The sequence below is a fragment of the Xylanibacter ruminicola genome, from assembly GCF_900107775.1.
Taxonomy (GTDB): domain Bacteria; phylum Bacteroidota; class Bacteroidia; order Bacteroidales; family Bacteroidaceae; genus Prevotella; species Prevotella ruminicola_C.
In genome coordinates this window covers 136,170-156,136 of record NZ_FNRF01000003.1, presented here as the reverse complement: position 1 = coordinate 156,136, position 19,967 = coordinate 136,170, and the positions used below count along the sequence as shown (strand labels likewise).

Genomic DNA, 19,967 nt, shown 5'->3' with positions numbered 1-19,967 from the left:
AAACAATCTTAGTTTACCTTAGTTACACTTACCCAAAGTATTCTTGGCTTCTTGGCGAACTTATCATAGTCGCTATAAATATTCGTCCAATCATCAGTACCATTCAGAGAGAACTGGAATGCCTGATTGCTGACCGTGAAGCTCTTATCATAGCCCACATCTACAGTTCCTGCATCCACAAACTTACCGATAGTTGTCTTACCGTCCTTATCAATAAACGACACGGTTCCATCCGAATAGTTTCTGATCCAGGTACTCTCGCCCTCAGGAATCTGTCGATAAAACTTCTTTAAATCGATATCCACCCCCGACTCTTCCTTGTTCATACTACCATTGAAGATAAAATCGGCATACTTACCATCGGCTCCAGCATGGTTAATGCATGTGCCTGTGGTTGAACCATCTGGGGTTACACCTGTCATTGTAAACGTGAGCGTATTATCGCACTCTACCTCCGGACCATAGGTATCCGACCAGCACCATGGCTTATCGGCCAGCTGCATGATGGCTCCACCACCATACTCCGGGCCAGTACCACCGAATATGGTGAGGGCATTTACCTGATAAGTGCCTGTCAGAGTCTCTGTAAACTCCGACACGTTGATAGTATACGTTCTTGTTTCGCCCAGTGTAGAGGTAACGGTAAACGAAGCCTTGCCATTGCTGAAATCCAAAGCATCGCCTACTTTTACCGAACTCTGGGCCTGATACGACACTTGGATAGCGGTTAGTTTAACACTCGACATATTGGACTGGGCACCAACATTGATGGCCAGATCAATATTTCCAGTTGTGGCATCGGTATTCTCAATCATTGCTACACCTATCTGATTTTCGAACTCAATTTCTATAACGGAACGCTCATGGTTCCAACCACCGTTATTAATATCATCCTGCATATCTTTTACGCACGACTGTAACAACAGCACACCAACAAGCAGGAAAACATATTTCCTTATATATTTCATAACGTTTTTTTTTATGTTTTATTATCTTAAACTACCATTTAAATTAATTTCGGCCTGAGGAATCGGATAGAAAGTTACCTGATCTTCGGAAAGACCAGCAGCCTCGGCAACACTCTGGATTCGGTTAGTACGGCGCAGATCGTACATATAATCGCCCTCGTAAGCCATTTCAAACTTACGTTCCTGTATAACGGCCTGTCGGAACTCATCCTGATTTAGATTGCGAGCCATATCGCCAAGTCCGGCACGATGACGAATATAGTTAACTAATTCATATGATTTATCAGTAGGACCAGCAGCCTCTGCATATATCAGCGCCACATCAGAGAAACGAATCAGGAAAGGGCGTGTGCTGGTTTTATCACCATCGTAATTAGGATCGATGTACTTACGACAGAAGGGATAAGGCAATGCGCCTGGGTACTCCACATTCAAACTGCCATCTGCTCGATAAACCTTGCTCACAATCAAATCGGTCTTACGCTTATCGCTAGCATCGAAACTATTATAGAACTCTGGCGTAGTGCGGTATTCACCCCATCCGTCGTGCGAAGGTATATACGTATCGGTATCGCCCTGCTTCAGATAGATAGCCGCACCGTCGATATATGGTATGAACATCTTAGATATCTTAGAGTATTGCCCCTCTGTTGTACCCGATCGGTCCATGGCCATCATAAAGATATGCTCTTTACCGTGACTTTTCTCTACATCATAGATGTCCAACAAGTTACCCTCGAAACCATAGGTTGACTGGCTATTGATGACCTGACCAGCATAGTAGGCAGCACTATCATACATCTCTTTGATATCACGGTGCATATCACGATACAGCATCACATTATGCTCTTTGGCTGAAGCAACATAGAGATAGGCCTTTGCTGCCAACGATTGCGCTGCCACACGGTCGGTACGCCCGGTTTTAGGTGTATCGTAAACTGGCAGGATATCAGATGCCTTACGGCAATCACCAAGAATAAGATCATAAAGCTCATCCAGGTTAGATGCAAAGGGCGATGAAGTTTCATCAAGTTCGTCAACCATTGTTGTATGCATGGGCACCAAGCCAAAATTCCTAACCAGGTTAAAATAGTTCCATGCACGCAGGAAATAGGCCTCGCCTAAGATTTGCTTACGAGCATTCTCGTCGAAAGATGCATTCTCAACATTCTGGATAACAGCATTGGCTCTGTTCACACCGATAAATGCATATTTAAAGAAGTTTTCGAGTGTACCATTTGTCTTAAAATTGGCCACCTTCCAGTTATTCAGATCCTGATTGTCGGCTGCCGCATCTGATTTTGTTGTCAATTCCTCAGTAGGCATATCACCTAGGAAGAACACTGAGCGCGAATACTCCAGATAATTCAGCGTACCATAGGCATACGTCAACGAGGCCTCGGCATCAGCAGCAGTTTTATAAAAATTGTCTTCAGAGTAGAAACCATAAGGTTCCTCTTTCAGACTGCAAGCCCCCAACACTAATGTGCCGGCAAGCATTGTGATAAGATTTTTTGTTTTCATAATTACATTGTTGTTGTTAGAATGTTAAATCAAGACCAACGGTCCACTTACGAAGGCGTGGGAATCCACCGCTATACACACCATTAAGTCCTACTTCTGGATCGTATCCTTTGAATCCAGTGAATGTATAAAGATTCTGCACATTCAGGTAAAGGCGTGCCTTTTCTAGGAAACTGCGCTGAGGCATATTGAACGTATAACCCACACTGGCATTCTGAATACGTACAAACGAACCATCTTCTAACCACCAATCAGATATCTTAGTCTGACGGCCTTCACGCAAACGAGGATAATCATTGGTGGGATTGTCGGGCGTCCAACGCAATGGAGAATTGCTTGAAGTGCCAAACTTCTGGGTATTCAGGACGTCCTGTCCGAACACACCATTTAAGAAGATGCTTGCATCCAGATGCTTGTAAGTGAAATTAAGTGCCAAGCTGGCCGTAAAATCCGGATTAGGATCGCCAATCACACATTTATCAGCTTCGGAAATCTGTCCGTCACCATTCAAGTCAACATACTTAAACTCACCTGGCTGTGCATACTCGCCGGCAAGACCAGCGTCAATACCCTCATTCAATGTCTGTACTATGCCATCAACCTTATAGCCATAGAATGCATATACAGGCTGACCAATGGCCAAGATATTGGTATAATCGCGATACTGTTCCAGACTGTTGCCCGAATACTCAAAGAGCATACCTGTGAGTTCGTCGGTAATCAAGCCCGACTCCAGAGTATTTCCCAGACTTTTTACCTTATTACGATTCATGGAATAGATAAGAGTACCTGACAAGCTCATATCATGTGTACTGATGATATTACCCTCGACAGTGACTTCGAAACCGCGATTCTGTATTTTTCCATCATTAACCCACATCTTATCGTAGCTTGAAGACAGCGGCAGGTTTCGCTGACGGAGCAAATCACGCGTTTGCTTATCGTAGACATCAAGAGAGACACGAAGACGACGGTTAAAGAAAGCCATATCAATACCAAAGTCGGTCTGAGATGTTGTCTCCCACTTCAGGCTTGGATTAGGAATACCACTCCATACGCGATAAATATAACCAGGACCAGTCCAACCTGATACATAACCAGGACCTATCGTGGTTACCCATGTACCATCGTTGTAATACATATCGGTACCATATCGGCTCAGTGTTTGATAAGGGCTGATACCCTGATTACCAGAAACACCATAACTAAGACGGAACTTCAGTTCATCAAACAAATGAAGGTTCTTGATAAACTCCTCTTCCTGGGCTTTCCAGCTGATGGCACCAGAGGGGAAGAATGCCCATTTATTATTATCACCAAATTTTGAAGAGCCATCGGCACGTGCTGTCAAAGTAAGCAGATAACGATCGGCATAGGTATAGTTTGCACGAAACATTCCCGATAATAACGTATTGGTAGACAGACCGTTAGACACAACATTCTTCTCAGGGCTACCAGCTCCCATATTTTCATATCTTAATGCCTCGTTTACAAAATCACGAGCTGTAAGACTTGAACTACGGCTATGGTAATACTCCCATGAGAAACCTGCCATGACGCCAAGAGCATGGCGACCAAAGTCTTTCTGGAAGTTGGCAAAAGTCTCGGATACCAGATTGGTTCCTTCCCAATTAGACATCACTGCCTGACCATTATTCATAGTTCCTGCTTCGGTGTAGGTCTTAGGATAATAAGCATCGCTAGTAGACTTTCCGAATTTGTAATTCAACTGTTCGGTAATTTTAAGTTCTGGAAGAGGCTGCCATTCAAAGGCCAATGAGGAAATCACATCGATGGTCTGCGACTTGTTTACCTGATTGTCAGAAATGGCAATAGGATGACTATAGTCGCTGGCATTCAGCAGGTAATACGATCCATCCTCATTATACACAGGATAAATAGGATTTCGCCAGAATGCCAAGCCATTATTTGTGTTACGCCAACCTGCACTCAAAATATTAGAAAAACGGATTTTGAAGTTATCGAACACGTTATGGTCGACACTCAGATTGTAGCCACCTTTTTTATATGAGTCCTTAATGTACATGCCCTGGTCGGTAAAGTAATTTGCACTAAGATTGAACATGGTTCTATCGTTAGAACTTGAAATGGTAGCCGTGGTATTATTAGAGATAGGATGGTCGCGGAAGACCAGATCAGACCAGTCAGTACGCGTAGTCCACGTTGTCATCAATTCATTGATACTAGGATAATAGATGCCTGCAGAGTTTATTTTACCCACATACATGGGTTCCAGATTGCCATTAATACGCGATTCATTGTTAAGAGTAGCCATCAACACCGGGTCGCGCCAAACATCGAGTTTTCCACTAAACTCCGACATGGTGAGCTGCTGACGTACGGTGATATTGGTAGTTCCTGTTTTAGCACGCTTAGTGGTAACCATAATAACACCATTAGCACCACGCGATCCATATATAGCACTGGCCGATGCATCTTTAAGCACTTCGATATTAACGATATCGGCAGGGTTTATCTGTTTCAGATCGCCAGCATCGCCTAAAGGAAACCCATCAACAACCACAAGAGGAGCATTAGAGCCATTTAACGAACTACCACCACGGATACGAACCGTGGATGATGCACCTGGATCTTGTGACGAATTAACCACCTGTAAACCTGCAGCACGTCCCTGCAGCAAACTCTCAACAGAATTGGCAGGTATTTCCTGCAACTTATCCATCTTTACTGTTGCTACAGAACCTGTCAGATCACTTTTCTTCACACTACCGTAACCGATAACAACCACTTGATCTAACACCTGGCTATCATCCTCCATCATTACATCGATGGTCTTATCACTACCAACAACTACCGTTTTATCAGCCATTCCTACATACGAGAAACGCAGAATGGAACCTTTACGTACCTTATTTATTTTATAAAAGCCATCCAAATCGCTAATAGTACCAGTAGATTTTCCTTCACATTGTATGGTGACACCTATCAGTGGAGCACCAGAGGTATCCTTCACACGCCCAGACACATCGATGGTCTCAGGCGACTGTGCATAGATTGCATTCGAGCAATAAATGAGACAGACAGTCAGTACCAATTTCGACACAACTGCCATAAAATTCAGGTTCTTAATCCTTTTCATTTTTAATTCATTATAGATGTTGTTTATATGCTCAAGTGCTTCTTCACCCGGGATTTGAATCAGCAAACTTTCACGCTGCAAAGGTAGAGATATCTTTGCAATTATTGATTATAATAAATGTTCTAAGGCTATACTATTTTGAACACCTAACGATTTAACATTTCTTTAGGTCAGACAAACTTACAGGTATCAGATTTTAAATAGTTAATCAGGTCGTTTAAGGGGCATGTGGCCAAACCGATATTCATATCAGCAGCACCATAATAAACATATAACTTGTCGTCAACAACCACATTTCCCGTGGGAAAAACACAGCCATGATACATACCATTGAGTTCGTAGTCTAACTCAGGTTCAAGAATAGGCTGAGGTGTACGGGCAATTATCTTCAGTGGATTATCAATATCAAGCAGAACAGCCCCCACTCGGTAAAAGCCACATCCACCATGTTCAACACCATGGTAAAGCATTAACCATCCAGCCTCAGTACGGATAGGCGGTGCGCTGCCTCCGATTTTCTCTTCCCAAGTACCCTCGATACCAGTCATCAGCAGGTGGCTTTCTTTGGATTCCCAATCAAGCAAGTCGTCAGAGAACTTTATCCAAACCGACGGATACTTTACGCCATACTCATCGCCAACATACTGTTTAGGGCGATGCAACATCACATACTTACCACCCACCTGCTCTGGGAACAAGATAACATCACGATCGTCGAGAACAGGTGAGGTCAAGCGGCCTAAACGCTTAAAATTCACGAAATCCTTAGTAACAGCCAACGCTGTATTTCCCAGATTCTGTTTAATGGCCAACGGAGCATGATCACCACACTCGGGCAATAATACAACATCGTGCGCAAACGTCCAATATTGGCCTGGTGCATAAGGGCGATAAGCATAGGTGATATAAAAATCATCGTCGAACTTCACGATGCGAGGATCTTCAATGCAACCACTATCATATCCATCAATACTTGGTCCAAACGCAAACTCTTTAGATGAACGTTCAAAATGAACACCGTCCTTACTTGTAGCTAACCCAAAACGGATAACATGTTCTTTATCGTTTCCTGCCGCACGATACAGCATATAGAATATACCTTTATCGTAGATAACACCGGGATTACAGGTAATCAGAGACTCCCACTCATTAACAGGATTGGGAGTTAGTATGGGATTCTCACTTGATTTAATCAGTTTCATTTTTATATTACTTTATTAATATGTCATTTATGCAAAAACATACAATACAACAAAACAACACACCACCAGAATCAAAGCTGCATTGAAATAATTATCATACCAAGGTTTAGTATAAGCTGTAGCTAACTCAAATCTGAAATCATGCATTGAGAACGTGGTATCCTGCAACTTACTTGTATATGGCTTGGCAAAGCACAGACTAGCAACATACGTAACAACAGCACTGGCTACAAATAAGAAAGGAACAATCAAAAGGAAGTGAAGATGCCCGAATATCTCAGTTTTATAGAACAGCATCACGACAGCCATTCCCAAACCAAAAAGCAAGCCGATAAAAGCACCTGAGCCATTAATGCGTTTACAAAAAACACCAAGCAGGAATGTTGCCACTATAGGCGGTGCAATATACGAAAGCATTTCCTGATAGTACTTCAGCAACGACCCGAATTTACCTATCTGCGGAGCCCAAATAGCAGCAATCACCATGATAACGCACGAAACAATCTTGCCTACCACAACCAACTGCTTAGATGATGCATGGGGAACAAATTTAGCGTAAAAGTCCATCGTAAACAACGTTGATGCAGAATTAAAGATGGCACTCAATGTTGATGTAAGAGCAGATAGTAACGCAGCAAGCATCACGCCAAGAAGACCTGCTGGTGCCAACTTTAAAACCATATTAGGATAAACCATATCAGGTGATTCCAAACCAGGGAATAAATCTCGAGCTATCAAGCCAGGAATAGCTATAATAAATAGCGTTATCATAGTAAAGAAACCTGCCAGAAGCACGCCTTTACGCCCTTGATCAATGCTCTTTGAACTCAACACACGTTGTACCAGCGTTTGGTTGTTAGCCCAGAAATACAATCCAAGAATAGGCATACCAACAATGAGACCAGGCCATGGCGTAGAAATGTCATCAACAGGACGAATCAACTTGGCCATTATATCATGGTTTTCATACAAATTCAGGAAATAATCCCCTCCCCTTTCAAAACAGATGACAGTTAGTACAATTGAACCTAAAATCAGAATAATAGCCTGAATCAGTTCGGCATTAATTGCCGAAGACAAACCGCCAGGAATGGTATACGAGGCACATATCAAGGCAAAGACAATGACAAGAGTCTGCATGTCGGCCTCGGGATAAACCAGTTTAATAATCAAAGCAGCAGCATAAAGTGCACCTGCGGCATCAAGAAATATGTTACCTATGATACAAATACCAGAAAAATAATAACGAGAGCGACTATCAAAACGTTTTTCAAGAAACTCTGGTATGGTAAAAATATGCGATTTGAGATACAATGGCAGCAAGAATATGGCGAAGAAGACCATCACCAATACGCCTGAAAGGTTATAATTGAACACTGCCAGACCTGTAGCATATGAATCGCCCGACTGACCAATCAATGTTGTACTTGATATGCTTGCAGCAAATAGCGACAAACCTACCATCCACCAAGACATACCGCGACCACCTAGAAAATAGGATTGAGAATCACTGCTCTTTCCGTTTTTCAGTCCCCACCACACAATCACCGACATATAAGCGATAACGATAGTGATATCAACCCAACTGATAGTAAAATGCTCCATATTATGGCAAACTATATTTATTTGATGTTTCTGGGTGCAAAATTATCTATTAATTTGCAATTCTTGATATCAAATTCCGCTCAATGATTATACTTTTTTGAACTATTCATTGTTTGTTCACAAATAATTCATATTTTTGCAGCAGAAAATCAAAAAACTATTACTCTATGCTCAAAGACTTTCAAAAAGAGATTATCCCAATCGCAGATGAAGACTTATTTGTGGTACTAAATCACCCCAATGCAAAGTTTGACTATCCTGTACATTACCATTCTGAATATGAGATTAATTTAGTAATGAACACGCACGGGGAGCGAGTAGTTGGCGATTCGGTGCGTCAGTTTGATGAATTAGATCTGGTAATGACTGGTCCTAATGTTCTCCACGCCTGGAGGGGTGAGGTAGTAGAGGGTAACCATGTTATTACAATACAATTTACTGAAGGGCTCAATGACTTTCCTATTATGAAAAAACGTCTATTTGCACCAATCAAACAATTACTATCCGATGCTCAACATGGATTGTATTTTTCCAAGAAGTCAACAGAAGCAATAAGAGACAAAATCATTCATCTGACACAAACAAAAGGCTTTCAATCGGTACTTGAGTTTTTCTCGATTCTCTATGATCTAGCCTGTGCTGACTATTCCGTACTCACTAGCAATCAATACAATGCATCAGCTGTATTGACAACCTCGAAGAGCCGACGAATTGCCAAAGTATGCGATTATATGGAGAAGAAACACTACGATGCGATATCACTATCCGAAGTTGCATCATTGGTTGGCATGTCGGAATCTGCTTTCAGTCATTTCTTCAAAAAGAAAACAGGAGGTACTTTTATTGACTACCTTAACAACCAAAGAATAGCCATTGCTTGTAAGTTACTAGCCGAAACCAGTAATAATGTAGCCGAGATATGCTATTCAAGCGGCTTCAACAATCTATCGAACTTCATCCGAATGTTTAAAAAACGAAAGGGAATTACTCCTAATGAATACCGGATCATGATGAACCAAATGCTCATAAAATATTAGCCTTTCAATTTTTTAAAATGATTCAACACGATTTAGCAATGATATTAAGCACAATATGTATACCTTTGCCGCCAGATTCATTTTTGGTACGTAATTGATAATTGGTTAGTTAAAAAGAGGGTGTGTCAGAACGCTGACACACCCTCAATTTATTTGGATTGTTTATTTACACATGATACCGCGTTTGGTATTCTCGAGGAATGTGACGATGTTGCGAATTTCAGGGCCGTCGGGCACCTGTTCCTTAATCTGATTAATCACATCGAACACACTCGTCTTACCATGGAACAACAAACGGTAGGCATTGGCAATATGCTTCTGAACCTTTGGGTCGATCTCGGCGTAGTTCATCACAGTAGTGTTAGGACCGCCATATACCATGGGCGAACCACCGGCAATTACGTAAGGAGGCACATCGTGAGAGAAGGTGCAACCAGCCTGAATGAGCGAGAGGTCGCCAGCACGGGTGTTGGCATTCTGGATGGCACCCGACGAGAAGATAACACCGTTACCAATCTCGCAGTCGCCTGCTATCTTAGTACCATAGCCAAACACGCAGTTATCGCCCACCACGGTATCGTGGCTGATATGGGTACCCTCGAGCAGGAAGTTGTGATTACCAATCTTGGTAACGCCATCCTTCTGGGTACCACGGTTGATAACCACGTTCTCGCGGATGACATTGTTATTGCCAATCTCGACATACGACTTGGCACCACGGAAGTTAAAATCCTGTGGCAGGGCGGCAATCACCGAGCCCTGATGGATTTTGTTGTTATTACCGATGCGCGAGCCGTCGCAGATGCTTACGAAGGGGAAGATGATACAGTTGTCACCAATCACCACATCGTCCTCGATATACACAAAGGGGAATATCTTACAGTTGTCGCCAATCTTGGCCTTTGGGCTAATCTCGGCTTTTGGACTTATTTCACTTGCCATAACTATTCACTATTCGTTAATCGTTATTCACTATTAATTGGCTCCGCCACCGAGGGCCTGATAGAGGCTTACTACAGCCTGCATTTTTGAGAGCTGGTCGGTAACCTCGCTAATCTCGGCATTCAGCAGATTGCTCTGAGCGGTAATCACCTCGAGATAGGTGGTGTTTGACGACGACTCCATCAAACGTTTGGTGTCCTCGACATTCTTCTTGAGCACCTCTACACGCTTGCCATCGAGCTCGGCCTTCTGACTGTAAGAGTTGTAGGCTACGAGGGCATTCGACACCTCGTTACCAGCCTTGTAGATAGCGTTCTGCCACTTGTTGTAAGCCTGCTCGTACTGCATCTTGGCCACCTTCAGGCCAGCCACAATCTGTCCGTGCTGGAAGATGGGCTGAGTGAGTGAACCAACAGCCGAGAGCAACCACTTACCTGGATTGATTGAACCACTATTGTTGGTAAAGGCTGCTGTACCAGTGATGCTAATGCTGGGATAGAAACGGCTACGGGCCGTCTCCACATCGTAGAAGCACTGAGCAAGCGACATCTCGTACTGGTGCACATCGGCACGGTTAGCCAGCATCTGGATACCTACACCTGTCGAGAGGTCGGTAGGCAGCGACTGACCAGCGAACTTGCCACGGGCGATGGCCTGACCAGGCTGACCCAGCAACAGCGAGAGCGAATTCTCGGTCTCACGCATCTGACGCTCCAGATCTACACGCTGACTCTGTACCTGATAGTAGGCAGCCTCGGCACTCTGAACGGCTGTAGAGCGATAGCCTGCGCGGTTCTCGTGCATAAACTGCATCTTCTCCCAAGTCTCCTTGGTGAGCTGCTCCATATCGGTAACAATCTCCATCTGGCGATCGATCATGAGCAGGGTGTAATACAGGTTGGCGATGGTAGAGATGACGTTGGTCTTCACAACCGTCTGATAATCCTTAGTAGCGATGAGCTGCATCTGAGCCGAGCGCTTGGCACTGAGCAGATTGCCGAACAAATCGACATTCCAACTGGCTGAGATGGGCAGCGAGTACGACTTGGTAGCTGCAGCACCATCGAACGAGGTGAGTGAACCCTGTGGACTTACTGCTACTGAGGGCAGGAAGGCCAGCTTGGCCACCTTGAGTGCCTCGTTAACCATCTGCACGTTGAGGGCGGCATTCAGCAGGTCGGGATTGTTATCGAGACCTTGCTGGATGAGTGCCTGCAACTGTGGATCGGTAAACACCGAGCGCCAAGGCATATTACCAAAGGTGGTGGTGTCCTGTACAGCCAGGGTATCGGTAAGCGACTGAGTGTCGCGAATCAATCCCTTGGTATCCACCTCGGGGCGCTCGTATTTATTATAGAGTCCGCAGCTTGACAGCAGCAATGCTGCAGACATGCATATCATGAGTTTCTTCATATTACTTCTCCAATTCATAATCTTCTGATTTTTTATGTGCATACTGAGCCAGCTCGGCTGCAACCTCAGGATTCTCCTCGTCCTCGAACTTAATCGGACTAATCTTCTCCTGTAGCGTCTGGAAGATAACGAACAGTGTGGGCACCACGAACAGCTGCAGGATAGTACCAATGAGCATACCACCTACGGCAGCAGCACCCAGCGTCTGGTTACCATTCTTACCAACACCGCTGGCAAACATCATTGGCAGCAGACCGATAACCATGGCCAGTGAGGTCATGAGGATAGGACGCAGACGGGCAGCAGCACCAAGTACAGCCGACCAAGAGATGGCCATACCTGTTTGACGGCGCTCGAGTGCGAACTGTACAATCAGAATGGCGTTCTTAGCCAACAGACCGATCAGCATGATGAGTGAGATCTGCATGTAGATATCGTTGGCATGACCAAAGATATTGGTGAACAGGAAACAGCCTGCCAATCCGAATGGAACAGAGAGTACTACCGACAGTGGCAGGATGTACGACTCGTACTGTGCCGACAGGATGAGGTAGATGAAGATGAAGCACAGCAGGAAGATGATACCTGTGGTATCCGAGGCCTTGGCCTCCTCACGGGTCAGACCTGAATAGTCGTAGGTATAACCACTGGGCAGCATTGTAGCAGCCACCTCGTCGATAGCCTTCAGCGCCTCACCGGTAGAATAGCCATCAGCCACAGTACCTGTCACGTTGATAGAGGTGAACAGGTTGAAGCGGTTGATGTTCAATGGGCCATATACACGCTCCAAGTTACAGAACTCCTTAACAGGCGACATGCCCGAAGGTGTGCGTACATATATACTATTAAGCGACTCAGGCGTCATACGTGTCTCGGGCGAGCCTTGGATCATTACCTTATAGAGCTTACCGAACGAGTTGAAGTTAGAACCATACAGTCCGCCAAAGTATCCCTGCAGGGTGCTGAGCACGGCTGTTGGCGAGATACCACTCTGCTTACACTTAGCTACATCCACGTGTACCATGTACTGTGGGTAGTTAGGATTGTAAGATGTCTGAGCTGTCTGGAACTCAGGACGCTTGTTGAGCTCGGCCAGGAACTCCTTAACCACGCCGAAGAATCGGTTCAGATCGCCACCAGTACGGTCCTGCATAACCAGCGAGATACCCGAGTTAGCAGAGAAACCAGGAATCATTGGGGGCGAGAAAGCCAGAATCTGTGCATCCTTGATATGGGCTGTCTTGATAAATATCTGGGCAATCACACCGGTTGCATCGTAAGGGTTGATGAAGAATCGATAGATACCATCACCCTCCCATAAGCCAGCGAGCTTCCACCAGAATCCCTTCTGACGCTCACCGAATGGCTTCAGCTTCAGGATGAATGTACCCTGGTCGGAACCAGCACCTGCGATAAAGTTATAACCCTGAACCATCTCACGGTTCTTGATAGCAGGAATCTGCGACAGGATAGAATCTACCTGCTGAACTACCTGCTTGGTGCGAGCCTCTGACGTGGCAGGAGGCATAGAGATGGTACAGAACAATGTACCGGTATCCTCGTCGGGCACCAGACCGGTCTTTGTGGTAACCAAGGTAACGCCCAGGATGGCGATACCAACAACCACGGTACCGATGATAGCCAATGGCTTGCGCACCAGCTTCTCAAGGATACCACGATACTTATTGGTAGTGGTCTCGAAAGCCACGTTGAACGACTGGTGGAAACGATCCACGCGCGACATCTTCACTTCGTGACCATCCTTATCGTGAGGCTTCAGGAACACAGCACACAGGGCAGGCGACAGCGTCAGGGCGTTAACAGCCGAAATAATAATGCTGATAGCCATGGTTACACCGAACTCGCGATAGAAAGTACCCGAAGTACCGCCGATGAACGATACAGGCACGAACACAGCTGCCATTACCAGTGTAATAGAGATGATAGCGCCCGAGATTTCATTCATGGCATCGATAGAGGCAGTCAGCGAACTCTTATAACCCTGATCGAGCTTAGCATGCACAGCCTCGACCACCACGATGGCATCATCCACCACAATGGCGATGGCCAACAGCAAGGCCGACAATACCAGCAGGTTGATAGAGAAGCCCATCACATTCAGGAAGAAGAATGTACCTACCAGTGATACTGGCACGGCAATCAATGGGATGAGCGTAGAACGCATATCCTGCAGGAAGATATATACCACGAAGAATACCAATGCCAATGTCATGAAGAGGGTGAATACTACCTCCTCGATTGACGCATAAAGGAACTCGGTTACATCGTAGTTGATCTTAACCTCCATACCTGGGGGCATCAGCTTCTGCTGCGATTCGAGCTCGGCCTTTACCTGCTTGGCAATCTCGTTAGCATTCGAACCAGCCACCTGCTGTACCATGGTCATTACCGAAGGTACACCATTGTTCTTCATCGATACCGAGTAGCCTTCACCACCCAGCTCGATCTTAGCCAGATCCTTCAGCTTCAGTGTCTGTCCGTTAGCATCACTCTTAATAATAATGTTGCCAAACTCCTCGGCAGTACGGAATCTACCGGTATATCGCATAGAATACTCGTAAGCCACATTGGGAGCCTGCTCACCAAACTTACCAGGAGCAGCCTCGATGTTCTGCTCGGCCAGTGCAGCTGTGATATCCGATGGAATCAAGCTGTGCTGCTTCATTACATCAGGCTTCAGCCATATACGCATAGCGTAGGTCTTCGAGCTGAATCCAGAAGCATCACCCACACCCTCGATACGCTTCAGCGCAGGCACGATGTTGATGGCGTTATAGTTGGTCAGGAACTCATCGTCGTAACGTCCGTCGGATGTCAGTGAATACATCAGTACCTGTGACGACTGACGCTTGATGACACGCACACCAATCTGAACAACCTCGGATGGCAGCAGGGCCTGGGCCTGGCTCACACGGTTCTGTACGTTAACCGCACACATATCAGGATTGATACCCTGACGGAACATGACCTGAATCATAGCCGAACCAGGCGAGGCAGTAGAGGTGATGTAGTCCATACCCTCAACACCGTTGATACTCTCCTCAAGAGGTGTAACCACGGCATTCTTCACCGTCTCGGCATCGGCACCAGGATAACTGGCCTGCACCACAATGTTAGGTGGTGCAATATTCGGATACTGCTCGATAGGAAGCGAGACCAGTCCGATAAAACCCAGCAGCACGATAAGGATAGAGATTACCGTTGACAGTACCGGGCGTTTAATAAAATTCGTAAAAGTCATACTAATTTACAATTTGACAATTTACCATTTACAATTTATTTCTTCATGGCACCAACGATGTCGCCGGCAGTCATAGCCTTAGCCTGCTCGTCGATCTTCTGCTGGTAGCGCTCTGGAGTAATGGGCACAATCTCCATACCGTCGGACAGTTTGGTGATACCGTTGGTCACATACTTGTCGCCAGCCTTCAGTCCTGCTGTCACCATGTAGTTCATACCATCGTTCTGTGGAGCAACCTGAATCTCGCTATATTTCACCTTGTTGTCGGCACCCAGCAGGTAAACAAACTTCTTGTTCTGAACCTCGGATACAGCCGACTGTGGGATGATGATGGCCGACGAATTGCTGTGAGGAATCACGATAGCACCTGAGCCACCACTCTTAAGCACGCGCTGTGGGTTCTGGAACAGGGCAATCATCTGTACTGAACCGGTAGCAGCGTCGATTACACCACTCATCTTGGTTACTGTACCATCCAGATCGTACATAGAACCGTCGGCCAACTTAAGCTTAACTGGTGGGAACTTTGATACGGCTGCGTTCTGACCACCCTCGCCCTTGCTCATCTCGAGGGCATCCTTCTCTGTTACCGAGAAGTAAACCTCCATGGCAGAGTTGTTTGACACGGTAGTGAGCACGTTACCTGTGCTAACCAGTGCACCTACCTTATATGGCAGGGTACCTACTACACCAGCAGCAGGGCTCTTTACATAACAGAAGCTCAGCATCTCCTTATTCGATGCCAACAAAGCCTCGGCCTGAGCTACTGTGGCCTTAGCCTGCTCGTACTGGTTGGTGGCCTGCTGTAACTCAAAGTCACCAATCACACCATTCTCATGCAACTTCTGAGCATTCTCATAGCTCAACTTAGCCGTATTGAGCGAAGCCTTAGCGGTATTAACGCTGGCCTGCGACTGGCGCACCTGGGCCTGGTAAGTTACGTTATCAATCACAAACAGCACCTGTCCGGCGCTAACTGTCTGACCTTCCTTCACATTAATCTGAGTAATGAATCCAGCTACCTTAGGACTAATCTGGACATCCTGTACACCCTTGATAGTTGCAGGATAAGTGGTCTGAGTTTCAGAACTCTGAGTACCTACAGTTGTTACAGGATACTCGTTGTCGCCAAACTGGGGGCGACCACCGCCACCACCGCATGATGACAAAATCAGCGATGCTGCGGTCATTAACAAAAACATTCTTTTTTTCATACTACCTATTTGTATCTAATTTAATCCAAACACAATTCAACCCGAAAACTTTGCGCATTACGCGCGGTTTTCGGGTTGCAAAGATACGAAAATTATATCTTACGATATATTCTTCTGAATAAACTTTTAACGTTTATTGCCTATAGTCTATAGAGCAACGCATTTTTTAACATTTAGAATGGGAATACCAAACCAACATTCAGTGTGCTATGACCATCGTACTGAGTTTTGTAGCAGTACTCGCACTTGAACGAAAGATTGGCATTGAGAGGGTACTCCATACCGCAACCGATGTTGAGTCCAAGCTTAGAATCGCTACCCTCATCGTAGCTCCAACCCATCACGTTCAAACCAGCCAGAGGATATACTGTGAACTTGCTGTTAGAGATATGGAACAGGTATTCTACATTGATGTTGGGGTTCCACATACTCTGGTGATCCTTGTTGAAGTAGTAATCGAACTGAGCGACACCACGAACATTCTCAGCAAACTCGTAGCCGATGTTGGCACCGATACCACAGTTGTTAGGCGAGTCGAGCAAGTAATTGAAATGACCGCTGATAGTGGTCTTACCAACTTGTGCATACGATGCCACACTAAGCATCAAAGCACAGATTCCCATTACAATCTTTTTCATAACTTTTGTCTTTTAAGAATTAAATTAATAATACAAAATACACATATATCAAAGTTTGATATAGATCTTCTTTCTATACAGCACGTAGCCGATGGCGAAATTCAGGAGTACAAAGTAAACAGCGTATGCGAACGATGCCCACTTGAGTGGCGCAATCACTGTATTGATGCCATTATACACCATTTCGGACACTTCGATATTTTTCAACAGAATAGCCAACAGCTCGCTCGACACGTACAGGGCCAGCGCATTCACACCGAACACATGGAAGAAGGTGGTCCAACCGCTCTTCTTCTGTATGTCGATCACATACATCAGCAGGGCCTGCAGCAGCGAAGCCAAACCGCAAGTCATCAGCACATAGCTGGGACTCCAGATGCGCTTGTTAAGAGGCAGCCCATAGCTGAGCAGGTAGCCGCCAATCACACATACTGCACCTACCACAAATAGGGCTATCACCTTCTGCTCAACCGTTTCACGCTTGCGAATCAGCATGCCACAATAGAAGCCCAACAGTACATGGGCTACCGATGAGATGGTACCCATCAACCCCTCAGGGTCAACCGGACTTTTATGATAGATATGATCGTAACCAAACAAATTCAAATCCACCTGTGCCAGCACATTCACGTTAGCATCCTCGGCATAGCCGTTACCCAGAATCAGGATGGCGGTATAGATGGCCAACAAACCACCAATCACAGACAGGGTGTACTTGTGATTACAGAACAGCGCAAACAGCGACACGATACCATAGCACAAAGCTATACGCTGCATCACCGCCCAGATGCGCAGATGACCGAAGCACAGTAGGTCGCCCTCGATGGCATGGTCGAACCAGTTGATAAACAAGCCGATAGCAAACAGCAGCACCGTACGCTTAACAATGCGACGGATGACCTGTGGGGTTGGCTTGAACTCCGACTTTACCAGCGAGAGATAGCACGAGATACCCATGATAAACAGGAAGAAGGGGAACACCAGGTCGCAGGGCGTCATGCCGTTCCACTTTGAGTGGCGCAGCATCTCGAAGCTCTCGCCCCAGCCATTGTTCACCAATATCATGCCTGCCACGGTGATACCGCGCAGAATGTCGAGACTTAATAATCGCTTACTTTCCATTTACCATTGAACATTGACCATTGAACATAAAATCTATCACCTCCTTGGCTACATCTACGGGTGAGCCTTCGGGGGCAACTGAGTAGGGTGTCTGGTCCAGCGTCCAGGGCTCTTCCATAGCGTAGTAGTCGAGCTTTACCTCCTGAGGCAGTGCCATAGCAAACAGCTCGGCAGCTGTCTTAGTAGCATTCAGACCACCACCTAACAACTCGGGCTGTGGAGCAGTCTGGGCCTTCATCTGGGCTGCCAGGGCATCGAAGTACGACTTCCAACGTACATAGTAGAAGTCCTTCAACAATCCCTGCCACTCCTTGTGGGCGTAGTCGCGCAAACCACCCGTATCGGCACAGTAGCGGTTACCCCACGTCGTGATCTGTACACGCGCATTCCATTCGTATAGCTTTTTCTCCTCGGCAGTCGTGCCGGCATTCAGGGCAGCCTGCGTCCAGTGACCCACACGGAATTCGGTGCGGGTGCCCAACAGTTTGTCCTGCAGGAGCAGCATCTGTAAGAAGCGCTCGGCATCGCGATCGAACTGCTTACGACTGAAAGCCTTGTAATCGGCAATGGTCTTCTGGTACTGCAAGCGTGCCTGATCGGCCAGAGCCTGACGGGTGATATCCACCAGATCGTATTCAAAATTCTCTCTTCCTGAGAGCGGCATAGCCGAGCGGTCATTACCACAATACTTCTCGACCACGCTATTCATCAGCTTCGCTGCCTTCTTAGTCATCGCTGGGTCGTAGTAGTTCTTCATCTTCGACCAGCTTGATGCCTGGAAGTTATTGAGTGTGGGGCGACCGCAGAAGATACTCTCGTGAGGCCCCTGCTGGTTGTTGCCTGCAGGACAGTTGTAGATGCTCTTGGCCAGAGTAAGCCAAGCCTTCTCGATAGCCTCATCCTCTACGCCATAGCGTGCCTTCACATAATTCTTAACCCACTGCTCCTTGGTAAACTTCTCGGGGCGCCAAGGCAGCTCGCTCATCAGCTCGAACATCACAGGATTGTTCTCTGAACCCTCCATGGTGAAGCCGATGCCCTTGCAATTTTTCTTCGAAGAATAAAAATTGCTAAGCAACTGGTCCATACGTCCGTGCAGACCGACGTTGGCACCGAAGTTCTCAAGCAGACAGAACAGCCACTGGTGCTGCTTGTAACCCTGCTCACGCTTCCAGATGCTGGGGATACCGAACATGGGGCGACACTCCGAGAAGAGATCGAGCACCAGCAGGTCGCCAGTCTTCATATCGTCCACCATGGCCTCGCGAGGATTCTCGGTCCAACCCTGAATCACCCATACAGCCTTAGGATTCACACGTTTCATGGCCTGCATCATGGCCTGACCGGCTTTAGCATAATCGATATTTGGATCATCGTTACTCTCGTGGAAAGGATCCATCGAATAGTAATCGGCCTTACCAAACAGCTTGGTGAGCTCATTATAATATAAGGTGGCAATTTCGGAGAATCGCGCATCGGTAGGCAACAGGTTAGCAGGACGCTGGAAACCATTCCACAGACCTGCGTCGGCCACGTTCAAGCCTAACTTCTCCTTAGCGTCGTGGGGCACCATACCGCAATAGCCTGGCAGTACGGGGTGCATGCCCAACTGCTTCATGCGAGCCAGAATCTGCTTCTGCAGCTTTTCCTGACGGGCATACCACGATGTGGGCAGTGGTCCACCCCACCCTTCGAGGTTGTTCATCTCCCACCAAGCCAAGAAGGCAGGACCGGCGATAAACTCGCCCACCTCTTTCTCGGTGTAGCCTAACTTCAACAGCATATTACGCCATACGCACTCCTCGCCAACAATAGCCAATGGCATGTTGATGCCGTGAAGTGCCATCCAGTCGATCTCCTTTTCCCAGCGTTTCCAATCCCAGAAAGCCATCGAATAGCTGAAGGTGCAGTAGTTGAAA

The 19,967-nt window shown here is 46.3% G+C and carries 13 protein-coding genes; 1 reads left to right on the top strand and 12 read right to left on the bottom strand.

What is annotated here, in order from left to right; genetic code table 11:
- Positions 1-8: 8 nt before the first annotated feature.
- From BLU97_RS08165 to BLU97_RS08145, 5 genes are all read right to left on the bottom strand, one after another.
- Positions 9-968, bottom strand: a complete 960-nt coding sequence (locus BLU97_RS08165) for a hypothetical protein (RefSeq protein WP_074761056.1) — start codon at positions 966-968, stop codon at positions 9-11.
- A gap of 21 nt (positions 969-989) precedes the next feature.
- A complete protein-coding gene (locus tag BLU97_RS08160; RefSeq protein ID WP_074761055.1) occupies positions 990-2,492 on the bottom strand; it encodes a RagB/SusD family nutrient uptake outer membrane protein in 1,503 nt (500 codons plus the stop codon).
- Positions 2,493-2,508: 16 nt separating this feature from the next.
- Complete coding sequence (locus BLU97_RS08155; protein WP_081352967.1) at positions 2,509-5,613, bottom strand: SusC/RagA family TonB-linked outer membrane protein; 3,105 nt, start codon at positions 5,611-5,613, stop codon at positions 2,509-2,511.
- A gap of 170 nt (positions 5,614-5,783) precedes the next feature.
- A complete protein-coding gene (locus BLU97_RS08150; RefSeq protein ID WP_074761054.1) occupies positions 5,784-6,815 on the bottom strand; it encodes a glycosidase in 1,032 nt (343 codons plus the stop codon).
- A 27-nt stretch (positions 6,816-6,842) separates the two neighbouring features.
- On the bottom strand, positions 6,843-8,420 hold the full coding sequence (locus BLU97_RS08145) for a sodium:solute symporter (protein WP_074761053.1): 1,578 nt from the start codon (positions 8,418-8,420) through the stop codon (positions 6,843-6,845).
- Between the two features lie 167 nt (positions 8,421-8,587).
- On the opposite strand from BLU97_RS08145, the gene BLU97_RS08140 reads away from it, so the two are divergent.
- On the top strand, positions 8,588-9,457 hold the full coding sequence (locus BLU97_RS08140) for an AraC family transcriptional regulator (RefSeq protein ID WP_028908375.1): 870 nt from the start codon (positions 8,588-8,590) through the stop codon (positions 9,455-9,457).
- Positions 9,458-9,619: 162 nt separating this feature from the next.
- Here the strand turns inward: BLU97_RS08140 and lpxA are convergent, their stop codons facing one another.
- From lpxA to BLU97_RS08105, 7 genes are all read right to left on the bottom strand, one after another.
- A complete protein-coding gene (gene lpxA / locus BLU97_RS08135; protein WP_074761052.1) occupies positions 9,620-10,399 on the bottom strand; it encodes an acyl-ACP--UDP-N-acetylglucosamine O-acyltransferase in 780 nt (259 codons plus the stop codon).
- 33 nt (positions 10,400-10,432) lie between these two features.
- Positions 10,433-11,812 carry an efflux transporter outer membrane subunit gene (locus BLU97_RS08130; RefSeq protein WP_074761469.1) on the bottom strand — a complete coding sequence of 460 codons (1,380 nt, stop codon included), beginning with the start codon at positions 11,810-11,812 and terminating at the stop codon, positions 10,433-10,435.
- 1 nt (position 11,813) lies between these two features.
- Positions 11,814-15,074, bottom strand: a complete 3,261-nt coding sequence (locus tag BLU97_RS08125) for an efflux RND transporter permease subunit (protein ID WP_074761051.1) — start codon at positions 15,072-15,074, stop codon at positions 11,814-11,816.
- Positions 15,075-15,109: 35 nt separating this feature from the next.
- The gene (locus tag BLU97_RS08120) at positions 15,110-16,288 is read right to left on the bottom strand and encodes an efflux RND transporter periplasmic adaptor subunit (RefSeq protein WP_074761050.1); all 1,179 of its coding nucleotides are present in this window, start codon (positions 16,286-16,288) and stop codon (positions 15,110-15,112) included.
- 173 nt (positions 16,289-16,461) lie between these two features.
- Positions 16,462-16,926, bottom strand: coding sequence for an outer membrane protein (locus BLU97_RS08115; RefSeq protein WP_074761049.1), 465 nt, complete (start codon positions 16,924-16,926; stop codon positions 16,462-16,464).
- Positions 16,927-16,974: 48 nt separating this feature from the next.
- A complete protein-coding gene (locus BLU97_RS08110; protein ID WP_074761048.1) occupies positions 16,975-18,048 on the bottom strand; it encodes an acyltransferase family protein in 1,074 nt (357 codons plus the stop codon).
- A complete protein-coding gene (locus tag BLU97_RS08105) occupies positions 18,038-19,939 on the bottom strand; it encodes an alpha-N-acetylglucosaminidase (protein ID WP_410543913.1) in 1,902 nt (633 codons plus the stop codon). Before BLU97_RS08105 ends, BLU97_RS08110 begins: the two co-directional genes overlap by 11 nt.
- Positions 19,940-19,967 lie beyond the last annotated feature (28 nt).

Excerpts from the sequence above, each read along its gene's own strand:
- BLU97_RS08155 (WP_081352967.1), bottom strand. The coding sequence starts at position 5,613 with ATGAAAAGGATTAAGAACCTGAATTTTATGGCAGTTGTGTCGAAATTG.
- BLU97_RS08115 (WP_074761049.1), bottom strand. The coding sequence starts at position 16,926 with ATGAAAAAGATTGTAATGGGAATCTGTGCTTTGATGCTTAGTGTGGCA.
- BLU97_RS08140 (WP_028908375.1), top strand. The coding sequence starts at position 8,588 with ATGCTCAAAGACTTTCAAAAAGAGATTATCCCAATCGCAGATGAAGAC.
- BLU97_RS08165 (WP_074761056.1), bottom strand. The coding sequence starts at position 968 with ATGAAATATATAAGGAAATATGTTTTCCTGCTTGTTGGTGTGCTGTTG.
- BLU97_RS08150 (WP_074761054.1), bottom strand. The coding sequence starts at position 6,815 with ATGAAACTGATTAAATCAAGTGAGAATCCCATACTAACTCCCAATCCT.
- BLU97_RS08105 (WP_410543913.1), bottom strand. The coding sequence starts at position 19,939 with ATGGCTTTCTGGGATTGGAAACGCTGGGAAAAGGAGATCGACTGGATG.
- lpxA (WP_074761052.1), bottom strand. The coding sequence starts at position 10,399 with ATGGCAAGTGAAATAAGTCCAAAAGCCGAGATTAGCCCAAAGGCCAAG.
- BLU97_RS08130 (WP_074761469.1), bottom strand. The coding sequence starts at position 11,812 with ATGAAGAAACTCATGATATGCATGTCTGCAGCATTGCTGCTGTCAAGC.
- BLU97_RS08120 (WP_074761050.1), bottom strand. The coding sequence starts at position 16,288 with ATGAAAAAAAGAATGTTTTTGTTAATGACCGCAGCATCGCTGATTTTG.
- BLU97_RS08125 (WP_074761051.1), bottom strand. The coding sequence starts at position 15,074 with ATGACTTTTACGAATTTTATTAAACGCCCGGTACTGTCAACGGTAATC.
- BLU97_RS08160 (WP_074761055.1), bottom strand. The coding sequence starts at position 2,492 with ATGAAAACAAAAAATCTTATCACAATGCTTGCCGGCACATTAGTGTTG.
- BLU97_RS08145 (WP_074761053.1), bottom strand. The coding sequence starts at position 8,420 with ATGGAGCATTTTACTATCAGTTGGGTTGATATCACTATCGTTATCGCT.
- BLU97_RS08110 (WP_074761048.1), bottom strand. The coding sequence starts at position 18,048 with ATGGAAAGTAAGCGATTATTAAGTCTCGACATTCTGCGCGGTATCACC.